Source organism: Bradyrhizobium cosmicum (assembly GCF_032290525.1).
GTDB classification, from domain to species: domain Bacteria; phylum Pseudomonadota; class Alphaproteobacteria; order Rhizobiales; family Xanthobacteraceae; genus Bradyrhizobium; species Bradyrhizobium cosmicum_A.
This window is the reverse complement of sequence record NZ_JASXTA010000017.1, coordinates 173,890-189,075: the sequence shown is the minus strand read 5'-3', so window position 1 is coordinate 189,075 and position 15,186 is coordinate 173,890. Positions and strand designations below refer to the sequence as shown.

Here is a 15,186-nt window from a genome sequence, read left to right as displayed (position 1 = left end):
CTTCACCAGCTGATTGTCGACGGTGTCCAGGCTCTCGCTGGTCTCCGTCAAGAACTCCCGCAACAGATCATCCATGAGCTACGCCTTACTGAGCTGGACTGCGACGCCTGAGCCGACCTGGAGTTCGGCGGAAGTCCGCTTCGGGATCGTTAGACATCCCGTTTCACGGTCCCGTTAATTTCAGCCTCCGTGCTAATACGGATATTGAAGACAAGTTTGCGCTATCGGCAGGACGCGACAGCGTTTTTCGGCAAGGGCGGCGCCGCATCTGATGCGGGAGACGCCATAGGTAAACGTTCCGATAACGGCGTTCCGAAGTGCGCAAGAAAGTCCCGCCGGTGCGGGACGATGTGCACGGGCCGCACAACTTGAATCAAATCACCCGCAGCCGGAATCGCTCACACGACGCACCGGCTGTCCGCCTGCCGGAATCCGCCATAGTTGCGCTTGTGGTAAACGGACGCTTACTTTGCGGCCTCTGCGATCGGCAAATCGCTAACCCAATCGCGCGGCGACAGCACGACGCTCCGCGAGGCAATCCCTGATTGCGGCGAGGAGCGCATCCGGCGTAAACGGCTTGCGAAGGCAACGCGCCGCGCCGAGCTCCAGCGCCATCCGGAGGAAGTCGGGTGCGGGCGAGTTCAAGTTTGCGAAGGCGTAGCCGGACATCGCAATGAGCGGAATGGCCGGCGCGCGCTCGTGGAAGATCCGGATGGACTCGAATCCCCGCATGTGCGGCATGAAGATATCGATCATCATCAGATCGACCCGTTCGGTTTCGAGAGCGCGAAGTCCGGCTTCTCCTCCGTCGGCAATCGTCACCCGGAAATTATGCCGCTGGAGACAAATCTCGATGGCCATGCACACCATCGGATCGTCGTCGACAACGAGAATATGGCGCGGATCTTCCGTCCCCGTTTGGGCTTCCCGCTTCGGCGATTCAACAGTTGAACCGTGGGACACGCCATTCTCCTCTGGCTGGAATCGAAACCTTGATGGCCGCAGACGTCGCCAATCGCGTCGGAAAATGAGGGAACACGGATGCAGCCTTGGCGGCGTTGCAAAGCCACGCCGCTGACCGGTCCCCGATCGCTGGAAATGCGCGCTCAAGACGGGTAGCCGCAGGTGTCGGTCGCGCTCCGACGGCGGCGCGGATGCAATGCTTCCGGCTCATGATGGCCCCTTGCCGCCCTTTCCCGCCGACCGGTACAGGGCGAACGCCCCGACTTCACGCGCGAATCAGCGCGGTACCTATTTCCGCCGCAAATGCGGCAGCCTGTCTGCCCTCCAACGGGTATATGGACGGCGCCACAACCTTTACAATATAATTTTATCGCCGTGCAACTGGATGACGAACGGGGCTCGGCGCTGATCATGTTTCGAGCGCGCTGGATTGATCCTGCATGACTGCAAGCGGCCATCCACCCAACAAGCTGCTGCAAGCGCTCGAGGCGGCGGATTTCGACCTGCTGCGTCCCCATCTGACGACAGTCGAAATGGTCAGGGAATCTGTCTTGGCCGAGGCGGGCGCCGCGCTGAAGTATGTCTACTTCCCCCACGCCGGATCCGTTTCGATCACGGTGGGCCTCTCCGAGGGACAGATGATCGAGGTTGCGATGCTGGGCCGCGACAGCGTCGTCGGCTGCGGCGCGGCGCTCGCCGACGGCATTGCGCCAGCGGACGCCGCAGTGCTGTTCGCGGGGACGGCTTCCGTGCTAGAAATCCCGGCCTTCCGGGTCGTCGCTGCTGCAAGCGCGCAGTTCCGCGGCCTGATGATCCGCCACGAGCAGGTGCTGCTCGCGCATGCGCAGCAATCGGCGCTGTGCAACACGCTGCATCCGGTCGAAGCGCGGCTTGCACGCTGGCTCTTGCGGGCCCACGACCTGTCCGATGGCAACATCCTCCCGCTGACACAGGAAGCGCTGGCGCAGATGATGGGGGTACGACGCAACGCGATTTCCCTCGTCGCAAATGCGCTCCAGCGCGCCGGCGTCATTCATTACACCCGCGGCCAGATCGAGATCATCGACCTGCGCGCGTTGGAAACGACGTCCTGTGACTGCTATGGGACGGTCAAGCGCTACCATGCGCGCCTGCTGGGAACCCTGCGGTGATGACAGCGCGGCGCGACCCGCTTGCATGCCGGGGTACACACGATGTCCCAAGATGTCCCAAGGCGATCATTGCAGTCGGACATCTTGTCCCAATTGCCAATATATCCTGACGTGAACATGATGGAGCCTGTCGGAGGATGGGATCCGCAAACTCGCCTACGCGCGTCCCTCGCTGACGAGGCGGGAGGCAGCTTTGGAAACGATGGGCCGCCCATCCAACGGTTTCCTGTCCGCGCTGTCCGCGGAGGATTACGAATTGATCCGCCCGCATCTGCGCACGGTCGACCTGCCGCATGAAGCGATCCTGGTCGAGACCGGCGAGATGCTGAAGCGCGCCTACTTCCTCCACCGCGGCATCATCTCGCTGGTGGTGAAACTCGCCAAGGGCGAGCATGTGCAGGTCGCCATGATCGGCCGCGACAGCCTGCTCGGAACGCTCTCGACCATGGGCGATGCCTCTGCGCTGAACACGGCGATCGTGCTGATTCCCGGTGCCGCCTCCGTCATGGACCTCGACCGGCTGCGCGGCGCGGCCGACCAGAGCAGCACGCTGCGGACGCTGCTCACCCGTCACGGCTTGGCGGTTTACGCACAGGTCCAGCAGACCGCAGGCTGCAACGCCGCCCATCCGGTAGAGGCGCGGCTGTCGCGCTGCCTGCTGCACACCCACGACCTCTCGGGCGACCACCGCCTGCTGCTGACCCAGGAGGCGATGGCGCAGATGATCGGCGCGCGCCGCAACAGCGTGTCTCTGGTCGCCAACACGTTGCAGCAGGCCAACTTCATCCATTACAGCCGCGGACACATCCAGATCCTCAACCTGGACGGCCTGCGCCAGACGGCGTGCGAGTGCTACGCCATCGTGAAGACCCAGTACGACCGGCTGCTCGGCCCGCGCTGACCGGCGCCACGGCTTGGTGAACCGGCAGCTAACGCCGGCGCGCAAACACCTGCTGTCCCGCTACCGGAACTGAAATTCGAATGGCCTAGACATGGGCGTGCCTCGCGCCGGGACCGAGCGCGCCACAATGGAACCGTGACCAGGACAGGGAGCACGATGCTTGAAGTGACCGCCGCGCCGATGCCGAAGGCACTCGATGCCGAGCCCGCGCGCGAGCCGGGCGCCTATCAGGCCCTGGTGCGCGAGATCGGCGAGGACGGCGCCTGCGAAGTGCGCCGGGTGTTCTGGAGCGAGACTTGCGCGCGCCTGCACCTATTCCGCAACCTCACGCCGGCACAGCATCACGCCAGGATCGCGCGCGAAGCGCATTCGCTGAAGAGCGCGGCCGGAACGTTCGGCTATGTCAGGCTCGCGGCGCTGGCCCTGCAGCTGGAGCAGTCCGCGGAGACGCTTGGCGGGGCCGAATTTCATGATCTGCTGGATCTGATGGACGCGGCCTACGAGGCTGCGCGCGCGCAGGAGTTGGACGTCTAGCCAAGTCCGCGTAGCGAAGACCGCGCCAAACCCGCCGTACTTCTACGGTTTGCGATTTTCACAGATGGCTAATCATAGGTAGCGATAGTCGCCGGAAATCCAGGAGGGTTTCCATGTTCACCTATGAGACTGCGGACCAGAAAGAGGTTCGTCGCTTCCGCATCGCCCAGTTCAACGGCCGGACGGCGACAGTGAGGTCTGGCGAGACGACGGTGACTGGTTTCGTTCGCTCGGTGCTGGAGCAGGAATCGAGCATGCCTCCGCGCTGGATCATCACGATCATTCCGAACGTGCCGAAGGAAGAGCTCAAGCCGCTGCGGCCGTCGTCGCGCGCGCGTCCTTTCGCCGAAGATTATCTCTGAGCGGGATCAGGCTCCCGGAGCTCTCAGACTCGATCGCGCCGCCCGGCGGCGCACACGAACCTCAATCGATCGAATGCAGCAGCGCCGCTCGGACGAGGTCCGCGGTGTTGCGTGCACCGAGCTTGCGCATCGCCTCGGCGCGGTGGCTCTCGAAGGTGCGCGGACTGATCTGCATCCGCAACGCCCCCTGCTTGTTCGAACAACCCTCGCTGATCAGCCTCAGCACCTCGCGCTCGCGCTTGGTCAGCCGCTTCTGTCCCGGCGGCCCCAGCAATTCGGTGCCCGGCGCCCGCTGCGGCGCGCGGGCGGCCTGGGTTTCGGCGTTCTCGGTCCTGGACGGGATCGGCAAGCCTGCCTTGTGCGGACCGGCAAGCTGCTTGACCACGCCGCAAACGCGCTCGGTCTGCGCCAACGCATTCTCCACGACGCGCTGCAAATAGGCTCGGTCGCCCGTGACAGGCGCGAGCTGATCGCTGTGATGCTTGATCTCGCCCATGTAGAGCAGGAGTGCAGTAAGGGGGCCGTTGAGCTCGCGGGCAATCGCGGCGGCCATCTCGTCGGCGGCCTTGGCACGAGCGGCGTTCAGGCGGACGAGATCAAGCTCTTCAGCTGGAGCAGCGCTGATTTCGTACCATTCCGACTGCCGCGAATCAGTGGCCGTATCGTTGTGTGACCCCATGTGACTCGTTTAGCGGAACCTGGGGCGTTCTGTGGTTAACTTTTTGCTCCGTAAGACTACGGTAATTTTGGCCGTTTGACGCCGAAAAGTCGGCACAGGCACAATTTATGCTTGTGCGGCGATCCGAAAAGCCTCGTGGAGGTTGATAAACCTGTCCGCGCTGCAGCATTCGGACTGGCGCCCGTTAACGATCGGGTTACCACCCGGCCGGCCACGCCCGGTTTTTACGGATAAATTAACAATGACTTGCTTCTCTTGGTCGCGATTGAGAGCGCGCAAATGCCTCCTCGCATCCGGCCTGTCCGTCTTGCGGGAAACGCTGCGGAAGATTGCGTGCCATGAACGAGGTCAACCAGCTATCGGAGTTCTTGCAGAGGCTGACGCCGCTGTCGCGGAGCTGCCTGCTCAGCGAGCTCGAGCGGCTCGAGCTCTGCGGCATCGACATGCCGGGCTCGGCGGCCGTCCAGGCGCGCTTGCGCGCAGAGTTCCGCAAGGACGGATCGACCCAGGCGCGCGCCACCAGTCCCTCACGCTACTTCTTCGCACCGCTCGAACTGTTGCTCATCGACGGCGCGCCCGAGCATGCCAATGCGGGGCGGATGTCGCGCAACACGCTGACCCCGATCTGGGAGTGGATCTGCCGCGACCTGCTGCCGACCATGGCGCGCGACTACATCAAGGCGATCAACGACCAGGTCACCGCCAACAATCCCAAGGAAGTGCTGAAGATCGCGTCGACCTTTCAGACCAAGGTCGTCAAGGTCCTCGAGAACACCCTCGCCTCGCCGGAGAGCAGCGAACTCGCACGCGGCAAGCTCGCGCAATACACGGCCTCGCGCACCGCCTTCGACGACGTGAAGAAGATGCAGCACGTGCTGCGCGCCGGCGACGCGCTGCCGAAGTTCAACGAAAAGCTGCCGGAGAAGATCGCGAAATTCGACGACGGCCTGGTTGATCAGATCACCGCACGGCTCGACGCCTTCAAGAAGGCCCATCCCGAGGCGCTGCCGTTTGCGCTGACGCTGGTGGCGAGGCGGCTGAAGACGTTCTGGCAATTGGTGCGCCTTGCCACCAAGGCGGCCGCGAGCAAGAGCGCCGCCGATGTTGCCGCCGTGCCGTATGCCTGCGTCGTTGACATGGTGCTCGACCAGCTCGACGACAAGCGTCTCGCCTTGCGGATCGCGCTCCGGCACAATCGCGTGCTGGTCGCGCGCGACCTGCTCGCCGAAATCTACGACACCGAATATGCGCTCAAGGTGCGGATCGACGGCATCGAGCATTGTGAATGGGGCATTCGGCTCCAGCAATTGATGGACGCGATCGCGGCGCTGGTGGCCGCCGAAGTGAGCCGCTTCCCCTCCAATGTCGGACACATCCTCGGCTCGCGCCGGCTGCGCAGCCACGATACGCTCGGCGGCAAGCTCTCTTACCTGGCCTGGAAGGGACGCGACGTCGTGCAGGACGGCGCGGCGGCGTTTCGCAAATTGATCGGGCAGACCTGATATCGCACCGCGTGGCTAATTGGCCCGCGGCAGGCACAGGAAGCGATCAAGAAATCGCCCTGACAGCACGAATCTGAACCACCAATACATCATCCGCCGCATCGACATAGCTGCAATCCTCGACAGCCCACCACCGGCTGAGCGGAGCAATAGCGCAGGTGCAGCAATACACATGTGATCTGCTTCACACTCCCGCCGCCGTGGCCGGACGCGTTGTCGCAGAACTGTCACGCGCACAGCGGGAACATGCGCGCATCGCGCGAAAATGAGTTCGTCGGTCGCAGCCCTCGCGCCTATCCTCCATGCATCGCTAGAGCATCGAAGAGGGAATCCGCGATGAAATCGATCCAACGGACCATGGCGGTGGCGGCGCTGCTTGTCGGCGCGCTGGTGCTGACATCGACGACGATGGCGCAGACGTCGCCGCCGCAAGACAATGCCGCGCCGACCGCCGACAACGCGATGCTGCTCACCGTCTTCTTCAAGCACGATCAGTCGCGCCCGTTGAGCGAGCTCAATGCCCAGCTCGAGAAGCAGGGTTTCTACAAGGCGTTTCCGCCGCCCGGTGTCGAGGTCGTGAGCTGGTACGTGATGATGGGCATCGGCCAGGTGATCACGCTGCGCTTGCCGGCCTCGCGGCTGCGCGAGGTCAACCGCGTCATCGAGAATACCGCGTGGGGCTCCTACCGCACCGAGTTCTATCCCACCTATGACTACAAGGCGGTCGGCATGGCACAGCACGACAAGGCCACAGCCAATTGAGACGTCCGTTATTCAATTGGGCGAAGCGCGCGCGGCTTCGTCCAATTGCAGGACAGCGCGCGTGCATGTCGCCACGGTGCACGTCGCGGAAATCTCCCGTGATTGCCGCGCTCCTGCGCGCGAGGCGGGGGCAGACGTAAAAACTTCTCCAACGTGATCCAGACAATTTTAGTCGTGATGCGGGCTTTAACGTTACCCAGATAATTCAACAATCGGCTCAAGCCCTCCATATTTGAAACTGCTCCCATCGCTAACACCGGATGCGGAACGGGAGAGGCCTGCGATGAACGATGAGATTGTTGGGCTCGCCGAACGGAGGCCCAAAACCTTCGGACGGCGAAAAATGATGCCGCGTGCGTGCATCGCGGACAGCAAGCGCCATCTGCGCGCTTTCCTGGCGGAGGTGCTCGAGGATCTTGGTTTCGTCACGAGCGAATGCGCCAGCGCCGACGAGCTGCAGGCCGTGCTGACCAGCGACTTGCCGGACCTGATCCTGCTCGGCATCGCCGCCGACGGCATCGAGCCCGGGCAATTCCTTGAGACGCTGGTGCGCGAGGCCTTCGACGGCAAGGTTCTGGCGGTCGGCGCCCGCGAGTCGATCATCGTCAGGGCGGTGCAGCAGGTCGGCGAGGAATATGGGCTTGCGATGCTGCCGCCGCTGACGACGCCGTTCGCCGCGCAGACGCTGCGCGAGCGCGTCGCGATGCTGCTGCCGGACGAGCCGGCGCCGAGCCCGGCCGTGCATGTCGGCGAGGCCCTGCATGCCGGCTGGCTCGAGCTCTGGTACCAGCCCAAGATCGACGCGCGCACGCTGATCCGCTGCGGCGCCGAAGCGCTGGTGCGGATGCGGCACCCGACATGGGGCGTGGTGCCGCCGGCCTATTTCATCCCCGAAGAGCACGATCCGCACCTGCGCGACCTCTCGGAGTTCGTGATCGAACGCGTCGTGCAGGACTGGCACTATCTGCTGGAGCAGCAGAGCCAGGTCGATCTCTCGATCAACCTGCCGGCGTCGTATCTGAGGGAGCCGCAGGCCGTGCGCGATCTCTGCCGACGCATGCCGACGCATCCGGCCTTCGGCGGACTGACGATCGAGATCGCCAGCGAGGAGGCGCTCCGCGACCTCGAATTCCTCACCGAGATCGCGCGCGAAATGCGCCTGCACAATATCGGCCTGTCGATCGACAATCTCGGCGCCAACTGGCCGGAGCTGATGGATCTGGACAGGATTCCCTTCATCAAGCTGAAGGCCGACCGGCACTTCGTGACCGGCAGCGGCAATGACCGCCTCAAGCGCACGGTGTGCCGCCACATCGTCGAGCTTTCACATGGCTATGGCGTGCGCGCGGTGGCCGAAGGCGTCGAGAGCCGCGCCGACCTCGTCGCCGCCAACGAGCTCGGCTTCGACTTCGTGCAGGGCTTTCTCTTCGGCAAGCCGATGCCGCTGAAGAAGTTTGCACGGAGCACGCTGACGAAGACGGTGATCGAGTGATTCGTTCGCGGGCCGCAGGCTACGCTATTGCCGCGCGCACATCGGTCGTCGCGCGCGTGGCGCTCGCCTCGCCACCCGGGCTGCGTGCCTCGTCCTGCGCGACGTGAAGCGCGAAACCGATCGCGCCGGGCTGCTCCAGCCCCGCGCGGAGCTGCATGCTCGGAATCAGGTAATCGCCGCCATTCTGGCGCCGGTAAGGAATCGGCGAGGTCGTCGCAAGCGTTCTCATCCTCTCGCGCAAACGTTCGGCAGTGGCCTGGAAATCGGCTTCGTCGAGCTTGTCGACCTTGTAGGCGACGAACGGCGGAAGCACGTCATATCCCGGATAATAGAGAATGCCGTGATTGATCGGGAACAGCAGGTCGTCGATCGGCCCGTTGATTCCGCGCGCCGAATAATGCTCCTGCCAGCCGCCGGCCGTCACGATCAGCATCGCGCGTTTGCCCGCGAGCGTGCCCTCGCCGTAGCGGTCGCCCCAGCGCTTGTCGCTGTGCTCGCCGACACCATAGGCGAAGCCGTAGGCGAACACGCGGTCGACCCAGCCCTTGAGGATGGCCGGCATGCTGAACCACCACAGCGGGAATTGCAGGATCAGGACGTCCGCCCACAGCAGCTTCTCGATCTCCGCCTTGACGTCGGCGGTGAGCGTATCGGCCTCAAACGCCTGCTTGGAGGCCGCGGCGGGCGCAAGCCGCGCCTCTGTCGGCAGCGACGGGAAGTCGGCGCGGTCGACGTCGGATTTCCAGCCCTCGGCGTAGAGGTCTGACACCCGCACCTCGTGGCCCTGGGCCTCGAGCTCGCTGACGGCAACATCGCGGAGCGAGCCGTTGAGGGAGCGCGGTTCGGGATGAGCGAAGACGACCAACACTTTCATGATCAGCACCTTGGTTGACGATTTCGAGCAGCAGGTAGCGCCTCCGACTGCAATCCGGTAGTTGTCGCTGATGGATAGGATCATGCCGAAATATGGATAGATCGGACGTCACGCTCGAACGCATGCGCAGCTTCGTACGGGTCACCGAGCGGGGAAGCCTGTCCGCGGTGGCACGCGAGCTCGGTCTTGGCCAATCGACCGTGACGCGGCACCTTCGGGAACTGGAGCAAGCCGTCGGCGTGCCGCTGCTGACGCGGACCACGCGCAGCGTGACGATGACGGAGGAGGGTCGCCGCTACTACGCCGACTGCGTGCAGATCCTGCGCTTGGTTGACCTGGCGGGCGACGAGGCGCGCAGCACGCGCGGCGCGCCGGCCGGAACGGTGCGCGTCTCCTGCACCGCGGCGTTCGGCGTGCTCCACGTCAGCCGCTTGATCTTCGCCTTCCAGGACCGCTATCCGGACGTGGCGGTGGATCTCAGCCTGACCGACGAGCGGATCGACCTGGTGCGGGAGGGTGTCGAAATCGCCCTGCGTCTCGGGCCGCTCACCGACAGCTCGATGAAGCTGAAGCGGCTGGGCCAATCGCGGCGGGTGCTTGTGGCCGCACCGGACTATCTGGCTTCGCGCGGCAGGCCCGCCCGCCCGCAGGACCTCGCCAACCACGAGGGCGTCAGGATGTCCAACATCGCCGGCAGCGACGTGCTCGTGCTGCACGGACGCCGCGGCGGCCGCCATGTGGTCCCGTTTGCAGGGCGATTGCGCGTGGATCACGGGCTTGCCGCACGAGAGGCGCTCGCGGCCGGTCGTGGCATTGCGCCGGCGCATCTCTGGCTCGTCGGGGACCTTGTTGCCGCCGGCAGACTTGAGCGCGTGCTTGACGACTACGCGCCACCTTCCGTTCCGCTCAACATGCTGATCGTGCCGGAGCGGTCCGGCATCGCGCGGGTGCGGCTGCTGGTCGATTTTCTCGCCAAGGAGATCGCGCGGCTGCCGGGGATCGAAAAGCCGCAGCCGGGCAAGACGTAAGGCCGCATCAATTCGCCATCACGCATAGCGCCGGGCGAAGAAGACGCAGACGACCACGAGCGCGGTGGCGGCGATCATGCTCCAGGCGACCGGCTCGTGCAGCAGCAGGCCTGCGAGCGCGAGGCCGAAGAACGGCTGCAGCTGCTGCAACTGGCCGACGCGGGCGATGCCGCCGATCGCAAGGCCCCGGTACCAGAAGATGAAGCCGACGAACATGCTGAAGATCGAGACATAGGCAAGCCCGATCCAGACGGGCACGCTGACGCCGCTCCATGTCGGCGGCCATGTCCAAATCGCGACCGGCAGCACCAGCGGCAGCGCAAGCAACAACGCCCAGGAGATCACCTGCCAGCCGCCGAGCCGGCGCGACAGCGCGGCGCCCTCGGCGTAGCCGAGCCCGCACAGCACGATCGCGGCGACCATCAGGAGATCGCCGGTAAGCGATGCGGTGCCGTCGTTGGACAAAGCGAAGCCCGCGATCGTTGCGCTGCCGAGCACGGCAAACAGCCAGAACATCGGCTGCGGCCGCTCGCCGCCGCGCAGCACGCCGAAGATCGCCGTGGAGAGCGGCAACAGCCCGATGAAGACGATCGAATGCGCCGAGGTGATGTGCTGGAGCGCGAGCGCCGTCAGCAGCGGAAAGCCGACCACGACGCCGATCGCGACGATGGTGAGCGAGGCGATATCCCCGCGCTGCGGCCGCACCTGACGCAGCAGGACAAGCACGGCCACGGCGATCAGCGCCGCGATGACCGCGCGCACCGAGGTCAGGAACAGCGCGGAGAATCCGCCGACCGCAACCCGCGTCGCCGGCAGCGAGCCGCTGAAGATGACGACGCCGAGAAGCCCGTTGCCCCAGCCGCTGCCGGAAGATTGCATGTTGGTCTCGTGTGGTGGGTGGTGATCCGGTCTGGGGAGGCAAGGCGGGGTGCCGTGACGATTACACTTAAGCTTTCCGGGGTGGGACAACAAAGAACGCGAAAACAACCCCATGCACAGTAGACGGCGACTGCAAGATCAATGACTTACGCGGGGGGCCAGACTAGTTTGGCTTGCGGGCAAAACTCCAATAGCGGCGCACGTCGGGCGATGATGGGTCTGGATTGGCGCTGGTGCGTGCTATTGCTAACACTGCCGCCTGATTTCCGGCAACTCTCGGAGGTGGTAGAGACCGGCGGTGATCGTAGTGGCGGCGGGTTTCGGCGGCGCCGCGTCGTTGACCCGTCGGGCAAAACAGGAGCAGGATGCCATCGTTGCACAGCGTGTAATTGATAATGCCAATCCAAGCGGCACAGACGCAATCCCGCCCCAGCTACCCAATCCCATGAGTCCAAAGCTTTAGGCGGCCCGCCGCGCGCAGTTGGTGGGTTGTTCTATCGAGGGACCAGGCCGAGCCTGAGTACTCTCTGCTCCAAAGCGTCGGCACGAACCTTCAATGCATTCGCCAACCGAGAGGCGTCGAACCAGAGGCTGCCCAATGTCGCAAGAGCAGGCAAGAATGCCATCGCGACGATGGGGATTGTAACCATCATCCATTCACCTTCGATTGGGTCATCATTCTTGAAAGCGATGGCAACAAGAAGAACGAAGAGCGTTGAAGCAACGAGCGAGTTAATTTTGATGTAGTTCTTGTATTCGTTGAACAAGCGAATCTTGAAAATCTCGTAATCGCTCGCGAGTTGTTCGTATTCGTCACGAGCTTCCCGCCCCCGTGCTTGGTCGAGATCATCGATGCTGGTTCGTATGCGACTCAGCGCGCGCACAAGCGGTTCCGCTCCTATCTCTCCGTAGAGTTGAAGAACGGCAGTACCAATGTGAAGACCAACTCCTAGTTGCACTATGCTAGCAAAATCACCATATTTCATTTTGCCTCTCTCGACTTCGGATTGCGATTCGTGACCTTCAATTCTGCCATCCTCGATACGGTTTTGCGCGAGCGCTCGCTGTCGCGCCACGAACTGTCGCGCCGCCTGAAGATAGGCGCAGATGAACTTGACCGCGAGTTAGAACGGGAGCCTGAGCCGAAACAGGGTCTGTTGAACGATATCGCTCACGAGTTGGCGCTTCCGTCTTTTGTCTTCTTCATGGAGCGTGCTCCAAAGCTGCACGACGTAATTCCCGATTTTCGGTCGGACAATCCGCGACCGCGGGCGAAGTCGAGAGAGACCATCGAATCGATTCAGTTTGCCGGAGGCGTGCAGCGCGCAGCAATTGAGGGGTACGCCGTTGGCGTTGATAGACTGCCACACTTCACTGCGAAGACGAACAGCGAAGTTGATGCGTTCGCTCTAAAGTCTAGAGCATTCTTCGGAATCTCAGCCGAAGACCAAGCGACGGCGAAAGATGCGAAGGCGTTTTACGTAATCGTGCGCAAGAAGATTGAAGACCGCGGCATCTTCGTTCTTCAAGACAGCTTTCCAGAGAAGGATGGCAGCGGTTTTTGTTTGTCGCATCCGATCTATCCCGTCATTCTCGTTAATGCGTCATCGACTGCGCGGGGCTCCATGAAATAGCAAAAACTCGTTCCAACAATTTGAAGAAGCCGCTAATCGATGCGCTCGGCTCCGGCGAAATTGGTGTGCCCGCAGTTGTATGGAAGGAGTTCAAAGAACTCTACGAAGATGAAGCAGAGGAACTGGAGCCCTCTGTGGTCTTCAAGATACCGATGAAGAAACAGTATCGTTCTGGAGCGGCCCGAATCGCCGACAAGCTAAATTCGGGATTTTCGAGAGGTCCTTATGATAGCGAAACGGACTTGTACACCGCAGCGATTGCTTCGCTAGAGGATTATCCTTTGATTACAAGCTCGGGGCAGGCACCCTACTATGATGGGATGGGCTGCAAGGTGCTAGATTTGGCCGGCTGGGCCGATGAGTTCGGTTAGCCATCCTTTTCGTGTGAGCGTCGCCAGGTGCAGCAATCGGCGGACTGTGATAGCTAAATCCATCCGCCTTCGCGTCTAACCGACCGAAAAGAACTTGATCCGTTTTGCGTCGCAGGGGCATTACGACAACAAGCAGCTTCATCGACGCGATTGTACGGTCTGTTGCGCCGGGACTGCGACGCCGGGCGGCGGATAGTTGACGCCATCAAAGTCCTTCGTCAGCCATGCCGTTGAAGATGGCTAGTCGTGCGCGCTAGTCCGGCTCGTCGCTCTGGCTGCAATGCGAATCTGGCTGCCTCAAGCGCAAGAAAATCGGAGACTCTACTCTAGAGTCTGACGCTTACAGGAAGATTCCCTCGCTGAATCATTTCTTTCGGTTGCCCACCGATCTTTGCCGATTTGAACACGCGAAATGCGGCGTAGCCGTCACCCAATTTTTCAGCTCGCTCAATAGCGTCTCGCGCCGATTCACATATTGCGCCGACAAGATCCATGGGCCTGCTTAGTTTCCCCATCTTGAAAACGGCAAAACCTTCATGAATGGCGCGATCGTTGCCAATCAGCCAAGTATGAGGAATCTCCACGTAGCGAATCTCCGATGTCGCAACGCTGACCATAGCACGTCATCCGCACTCGACACGCCACCATGACCACAGGCATGGACACGACCGACACCCAGCGCCAAAGTGTGCGGTTGGCTCACAGCGCACGCTGCCTGTGCGGTGGCCGGACTCGCGCGCTGTCTGGGGGATGGTCCTGTGCACGAGTTTAAGCCTCTCAGTGCCGACGAGGATATCGAGAGGGCTACGGTTAGATGGCGGAGAGGGAGGGATTCGAACCCCCGATAGGCTTGCACCTATGCCGCATTTCGAGTGCGGTGCATTCAACCACTCTGCCACCTCTCCTGAAGGCGCCATATGAGGAGCAGGGCCCCTGTGGTTGGGGCGTTAATAGGCGAGGATGGCTGGCCAGACAAGGCGCGAAAGGGGAAAATCCGCTGCCTCTTTCAGCTCCGCACCAGCCAGAGTCCGTTCCGATCGAATCGGAACGGACTCTGAATTCTTGTTTTGACGCGTTTTCTTGACGCGAACCGGCGTCCACTTCGCTTGAAAACGCTCTGACTTTCGGAGGAACTGCCATGGAGCACCTGACCATCAAGGCCAATGGCGCCGATTTCCACCTGGTCCGCGCCGGCCAGGGCAAACCGCTGCTTTTGCTGCATGGTTGGCCGGAATTCTGGCTGACCTGGGAGCCGATGATATCCAGGCTGGCCGACCGTTTCATGCTGATCGCGCCCGATCTGCGCGGCTTCGGCGACAGCGACAAGCCGGACGGGCCGTTCGGGTCGGACGGCCATGCGGCCGACATGCTGGCCGTGATGGACGGGCTCGGCGTCGCGCGATTCGGCGTGGTCGGCCATGATGTCGCTGGCGCCGTGATGCAGCCTTTGGCCCGGCAGGCGCCGGGGCGGCTGTCCGGGCTGTTCTTGTTCGATTTCGTCTATCCCGGCATTGGGCCGCGCATGGCGGCGCCTGATCGGCTCAATCACATCTGGTATCAGTCCTTTCACCAGATGGAGATGGCCCCGGCGCTGGTCGGCGCGAGCCGCGAGGCCTGCCGGCTCTATATCGGCCACTTCCTGAAGGGCTGGGCGCATCGGAAGAATGCGTTCGACGATGTGCTCGACGCCTTCGCCGACAATTTCTTCAAGCCGGGCAACCTCGCCGGCGGCTTTGCGTATTATCGCGCCGCGCATGCTGGACGCATTGCGATGATGAAGGGCGAGGCGCCACCGCTGCCGCCGATCGACGTGCCGACCTGCGTGCGCTGGGCCGAGCACGATCCGCTGTTTCCGTTTGCCTGGACCGACCGGCTGGGCGAGACGTTCAGCGCGCTTGATCTGAAGATGTTTCCCGGCGTTGGCCACTTCCCGCATCGCGAGGATCCGGATCGCGCGGCCGCGGAGATCGCGGCGTTCTTCGGGCGCATCGGCTGGCGTTGAAACCCGGAGAGGGGTGGGACCGCCAGACGCGGTAAACACTGGCGGTCCCGAT

17 protein-coding genes and 1 tRNA gene are annotated in these 15,186 nt (G+C 62.8%); 11 read left to right on the top strand and 7 right to left on the bottom strand.

Annotated features, from left to right (window positions below):
• Positions 1–495: 495 nt before the first annotated feature.
• The gene (locus QSV46_RS27970; RefSeq protein WP_314959068.1) at positions 496–963 is read right to left on the bottom strand and encodes a response regulator; all 468 of its coding nucleotides are present in this window, start codon (positions 961–963) and stop codon (positions 496–498) included.
• A 440-nt stretch (positions 964–1,403) separates the two neighbouring features.
• Here QSV46_RS27970 and QSV46_RS27965 point away from each other — a divergent pair, with 440 nt between their 5' ends.
• The 4 genes from QSV46_RS27965 to QSV46_RS27950 all read left to right on the top strand — a co-directional run bounded on the left by QSV46_RS27965 (position 1,404) and on the right by QSV46_RS27950 (position 3,911).
• Positions 1,404–2,114 (top strand): Crp/Fnr family transcriptional regulator, encoded by a 711-nt coding sequence (locus tag QSV46_RS27965; RefSeq protein ID WP_314959042.1) that lies wholly within the window; start codon positions 1,404–1,406, stop codon positions 2,112–2,114.
• 202 nt (positions 2,115–2,316) lie between these two features.
• Entirely contained in the window at positions 2,317–3,015 is a 699-nt protein-coding gene (locus QSV46_RS27960) for a Crp/Fnr family transcriptional regulator (RefSeq protein WP_314959040.1), read from the top strand.
• A 156-nt stretch (positions 3,016–3,171) separates the two neighbouring features.
• Positions 3,172–3,549, top strand: coding sequence for an Hpt domain-containing protein (locus QSV46_RS27955; protein WP_314959037.1), 378 nt, complete (start codon positions 3,172–3,174; stop codon positions 3,547–3,549).
• A 113-nt stretch (positions 3,550–3,662) separates the two neighbouring features.
• Positions 3,663–3,911: a hypothetical protein gene (locus tag QSV46_RS27950; RefSeq protein ID WP_314959035.1), complete on the top strand. Its 249-nt coding sequence runs from the start codon at positions 3,663–3,665 to the stop codon at positions 3,909–3,911.
• Positions 3,912–3,972: 61 nt separating this feature from the next.
• On the opposite strand, the gene QSV46_RS27945 is transcribed toward QSV46_RS27950, so the two are convergent.
• Positions 3,973–4,590 (bottom strand): helix-turn-helix transcriptional regulator, encoded by a 618-nt coding sequence (locus tag QSV46_RS27945; protein ID WP_314959033.1) that lies wholly within the window; start codon positions 4,588–4,590, stop codon positions 3,973–3,975.
• A 338-nt stretch (positions 4,591–4,928) separates the two neighbouring features.
• On the opposite strand from QSV46_RS27945, the gene QSV46_RS27940 reads away from it, so the two are divergent.
• From QSV46_RS27940 to QSV46_RS27930, 3 genes are all read left to right on the top strand, one after another.
• The gene (locus QSV46_RS27940; protein WP_314959030.1) at positions 4,929–6,092 is read left to right on the top strand and encodes a hypothetical protein; all 1,164 of its coding nucleotides are present in this window, start codon (positions 4,929–4,931) and stop codon (positions 6,090–6,092) included.
• Between the two features lie 336 nt (positions 6,093–6,428).
• Positions 6,429–6,854 (top strand): hypothetical protein, encoded by a 426-nt coding sequence (locus QSV46_RS27935; protein WP_314959029.1) that lies wholly within the window; start codon positions 6,429–6,431, stop codon positions 6,852–6,854.
• Between the two features lie 283 nt (positions 6,855–7,137).
• A complete protein-coding gene (locus tag QSV46_RS27930; protein ID WP_314959027.1) occupies positions 7,138–8,346 on the top strand; it encodes an EAL domain-containing response regulator in 1,209 nt (402 codons plus the stop codon).
• Positions 8,347–8,365: 19 nt separating this feature from the next.
• Here QSV46_RS27930 and QSV46_RS27925 read toward each other — a convergent pair whose 3' ends face one another.
• Positions 8,366–9,220, bottom strand: coding sequence for an NAD(P)H-dependent oxidoreductase (locus tag QSV46_RS27925; RefSeq protein ID WP_314959025.1), 855 nt, complete (start codon positions 9,218–9,220; stop codon positions 8,366–8,368).
• Between the two features lie 92 nt (positions 9,221–9,312).
• On the opposite strand from QSV46_RS27925, the gene QSV46_RS27920 reads away from it, so the two are divergent.
• Complete coding sequence (locus tag QSV46_RS27920; RefSeq protein WP_314959023.1) at positions 9,313–10,248, top strand: LysR family transcriptional regulator; 936 nt, start codon at positions 9,313–9,315, stop codon at positions 10,246–10,248.
• A gap of 18 nt (positions 10,249–10,266) precedes the next feature.
• Here QSV46_RS27920 and QSV46_RS27915 read toward each other — a convergent pair whose 3' ends face one another.
• Both QSV46_RS27915 and QSV46_RS27910 read right to left on the bottom strand, forming a co-directional pair.
• Positions 10,267–11,127 (bottom strand): DMT family transporter, encoded by an 861-nt coding sequence (locus QSV46_RS27915; protein ID WP_314959021.1) that lies wholly within the window; start codon positions 11,125–11,127, stop codon positions 10,267–10,269.
• A gap of 494 nt (positions 11,128–11,621) precedes the next feature.
• Positions 11,622–12,113 carry a hypothetical protein gene (locus QSV46_RS27910; RefSeq protein WP_314959020.1) on the bottom strand — a complete coding sequence of 164 codons (492 nt, stop codon included), beginning with the start codon at positions 12,111–12,113 and terminating at the stop codon, positions 11,622–11,624.
• Between the two features lie 30 nt (positions 12,114–12,143).
• Here QSV46_RS27910 and QSV46_RS27905 point away from each other — a divergent pair, with 30 nt between their 5' ends.
• A complete protein-coding gene (locus tag QSV46_RS27905) occupies positions 12,144–12,761 on the top strand; it encodes a hypothetical protein (RefSeq protein ID WP_314959018.1) in 618 nt (205 codons plus the stop codon).
• A 20-nt stretch (positions 12,762–12,781) separates the two neighbouring features.
• A complete protein-coding gene (locus QSV46_RS27900; protein ID WP_314959016.1) occupies positions 12,782–13,132 on the top strand; it encodes a hypothetical protein in 351 nt (116 codons plus the stop codon).
• A 326-nt stretch (positions 13,133–13,458) separates the two neighbouring features.
• Here the strand turns inward: QSV46_RS27900 and QSV46_RS27895 are convergent, their stop codons facing one another.
• Positions 13,459–13,749 carry a hypothetical protein gene (locus tag QSV46_RS27895; protein ID WP_314959013.1) on the bottom strand — a complete coding sequence of 97 codons (291 nt, stop codon included), beginning with the start codon at positions 13,747–13,749 and terminating at the stop codon, positions 13,459–13,461.
• Positions 13,750–13,947: 198 nt separating this feature from the next.
• A tRNA-Ser gene (locus QSV46_RS27890) sits at positions 13,948–14,037 on the bottom strand.
• A 233-nt stretch (positions 14,038–14,270) separates the two neighbouring features.
• Here QSV46_RS27890 and QSV46_RS27885 point away from each other — a divergent pair.
• Positions 14,271–15,134 carry an alpha/beta hydrolase gene (locus QSV46_RS27885; protein WP_314959011.1) on the top strand — a complete coding sequence of 288 codons (864 nt, stop codon included), beginning with the start codon at positions 14,271–14,273 and terminating at the stop codon, positions 15,132–15,134.
• The last annotated feature ends 52 nt before the right edge of the window (positions 15,135–15,186 follow it).

What these genes read in the sequence shown, in the direction of transcription:
- QSV46_RS27965 (WP_314959042.1), top strand. Translation starts at nt 1,404, where the DNA reads ATGACTGCAAGCGGCCATCCACCCAACAAGCTGCTGCAAGCGCTCGAG.
- QSV46_RS27960 (WP_314959040.1), top strand. Translation starts at nt 2,317, where the DNA reads ATGGGCCGCCCATCCAACGGTTTCCTGTCCGCGCTGTCCGCGGAGGAT.
- QSV46_RS27955 (WP_314959037.1), top strand. Translation starts at nt 3,172, where the DNA reads ATGCTTGAAGTGACCGCCGCGCCGATGCCGAAGGCACTCGATGCCGAG.
- QSV46_RS27950 (WP_314959035.1), top strand. Translation starts at nt 3,663, where the DNA reads ATGTTCACCTATGAGACTGCGGACCAGAAAGAGGTTCGTCGCTTCCGC.
- QSV46_RS27945 (WP_314959033.1), bottom strand. Translation starts at nt 4,590, where the DNA reads ATGGGGTCACACAACGATACGGCCACTGATTCGCGGCAGTCGGAATGG.
- QSV46_RS27940 (WP_314959030.1), top strand. Translation starts at nt 4,929, where the DNA reads ATGAACGAGGTCAACCAGCTATCGGAGTTCTTGCAGAGGCTGACGCCG.
- QSV46_RS27935 (WP_314959029.1), top strand. Translation starts at nt 6,429, where the DNA reads ATGAAATCGATCCAACGGACCATGGCGGTGGCGGCGCTGCTTGTCGGC.
- QSV46_RS27930 (WP_314959027.1), top strand. Translation starts at nt 7,138, where the DNA reads ATGAACGATGAGATTGTTGGGCTCGCCGAACGGAGGCCCAAAACCTTC.
- QSV46_RS27925 (WP_314959025.1), bottom strand. Translation starts at nt 9,220, where the DNA reads ATGAAAGTGTTGGTCGTCTTCGCTCATCCCGAACCGCGCTCCCTCAAC.
- QSV46_RS27920 (WP_314959023.1), top strand. Translation starts at nt 9,313, where the DNA reads ATGGATAGATCGGACGTCACGCTCGAACGCATGCGCAGCTTCGTACGG.
- QSV46_RS27915 (WP_314959021.1), bottom strand. Translation starts at nt 11,127, where the DNA reads ATGCAATCTTCCGGCAGCGGCTGGGGCAACGGGCTTCTCGGCGTCGTC.
- QSV46_RS27910 (WP_314959020.1), bottom strand. Translation starts at nt 12,113, where the DNA reads ATGAAATATGGTGATTTTGCTAGCATAGTGCAACTAGGAGTTGGTCTT.
- QSV46_RS27895 (WP_314959013.1), bottom strand. Translation starts at nt 13,749, where the DNA reads ATGGTCAGCGTTGCGACATCGGAGATTCGCTACGTGGAGATTCCTCAT.
- QSV46_RS27885 (WP_314959011.1), top strand. Translation starts at nt 14,271, where the DNA reads ATGGAGCACCTGACCATCAAGGCCAATGGCGCCGATTTCCACCTGGTC.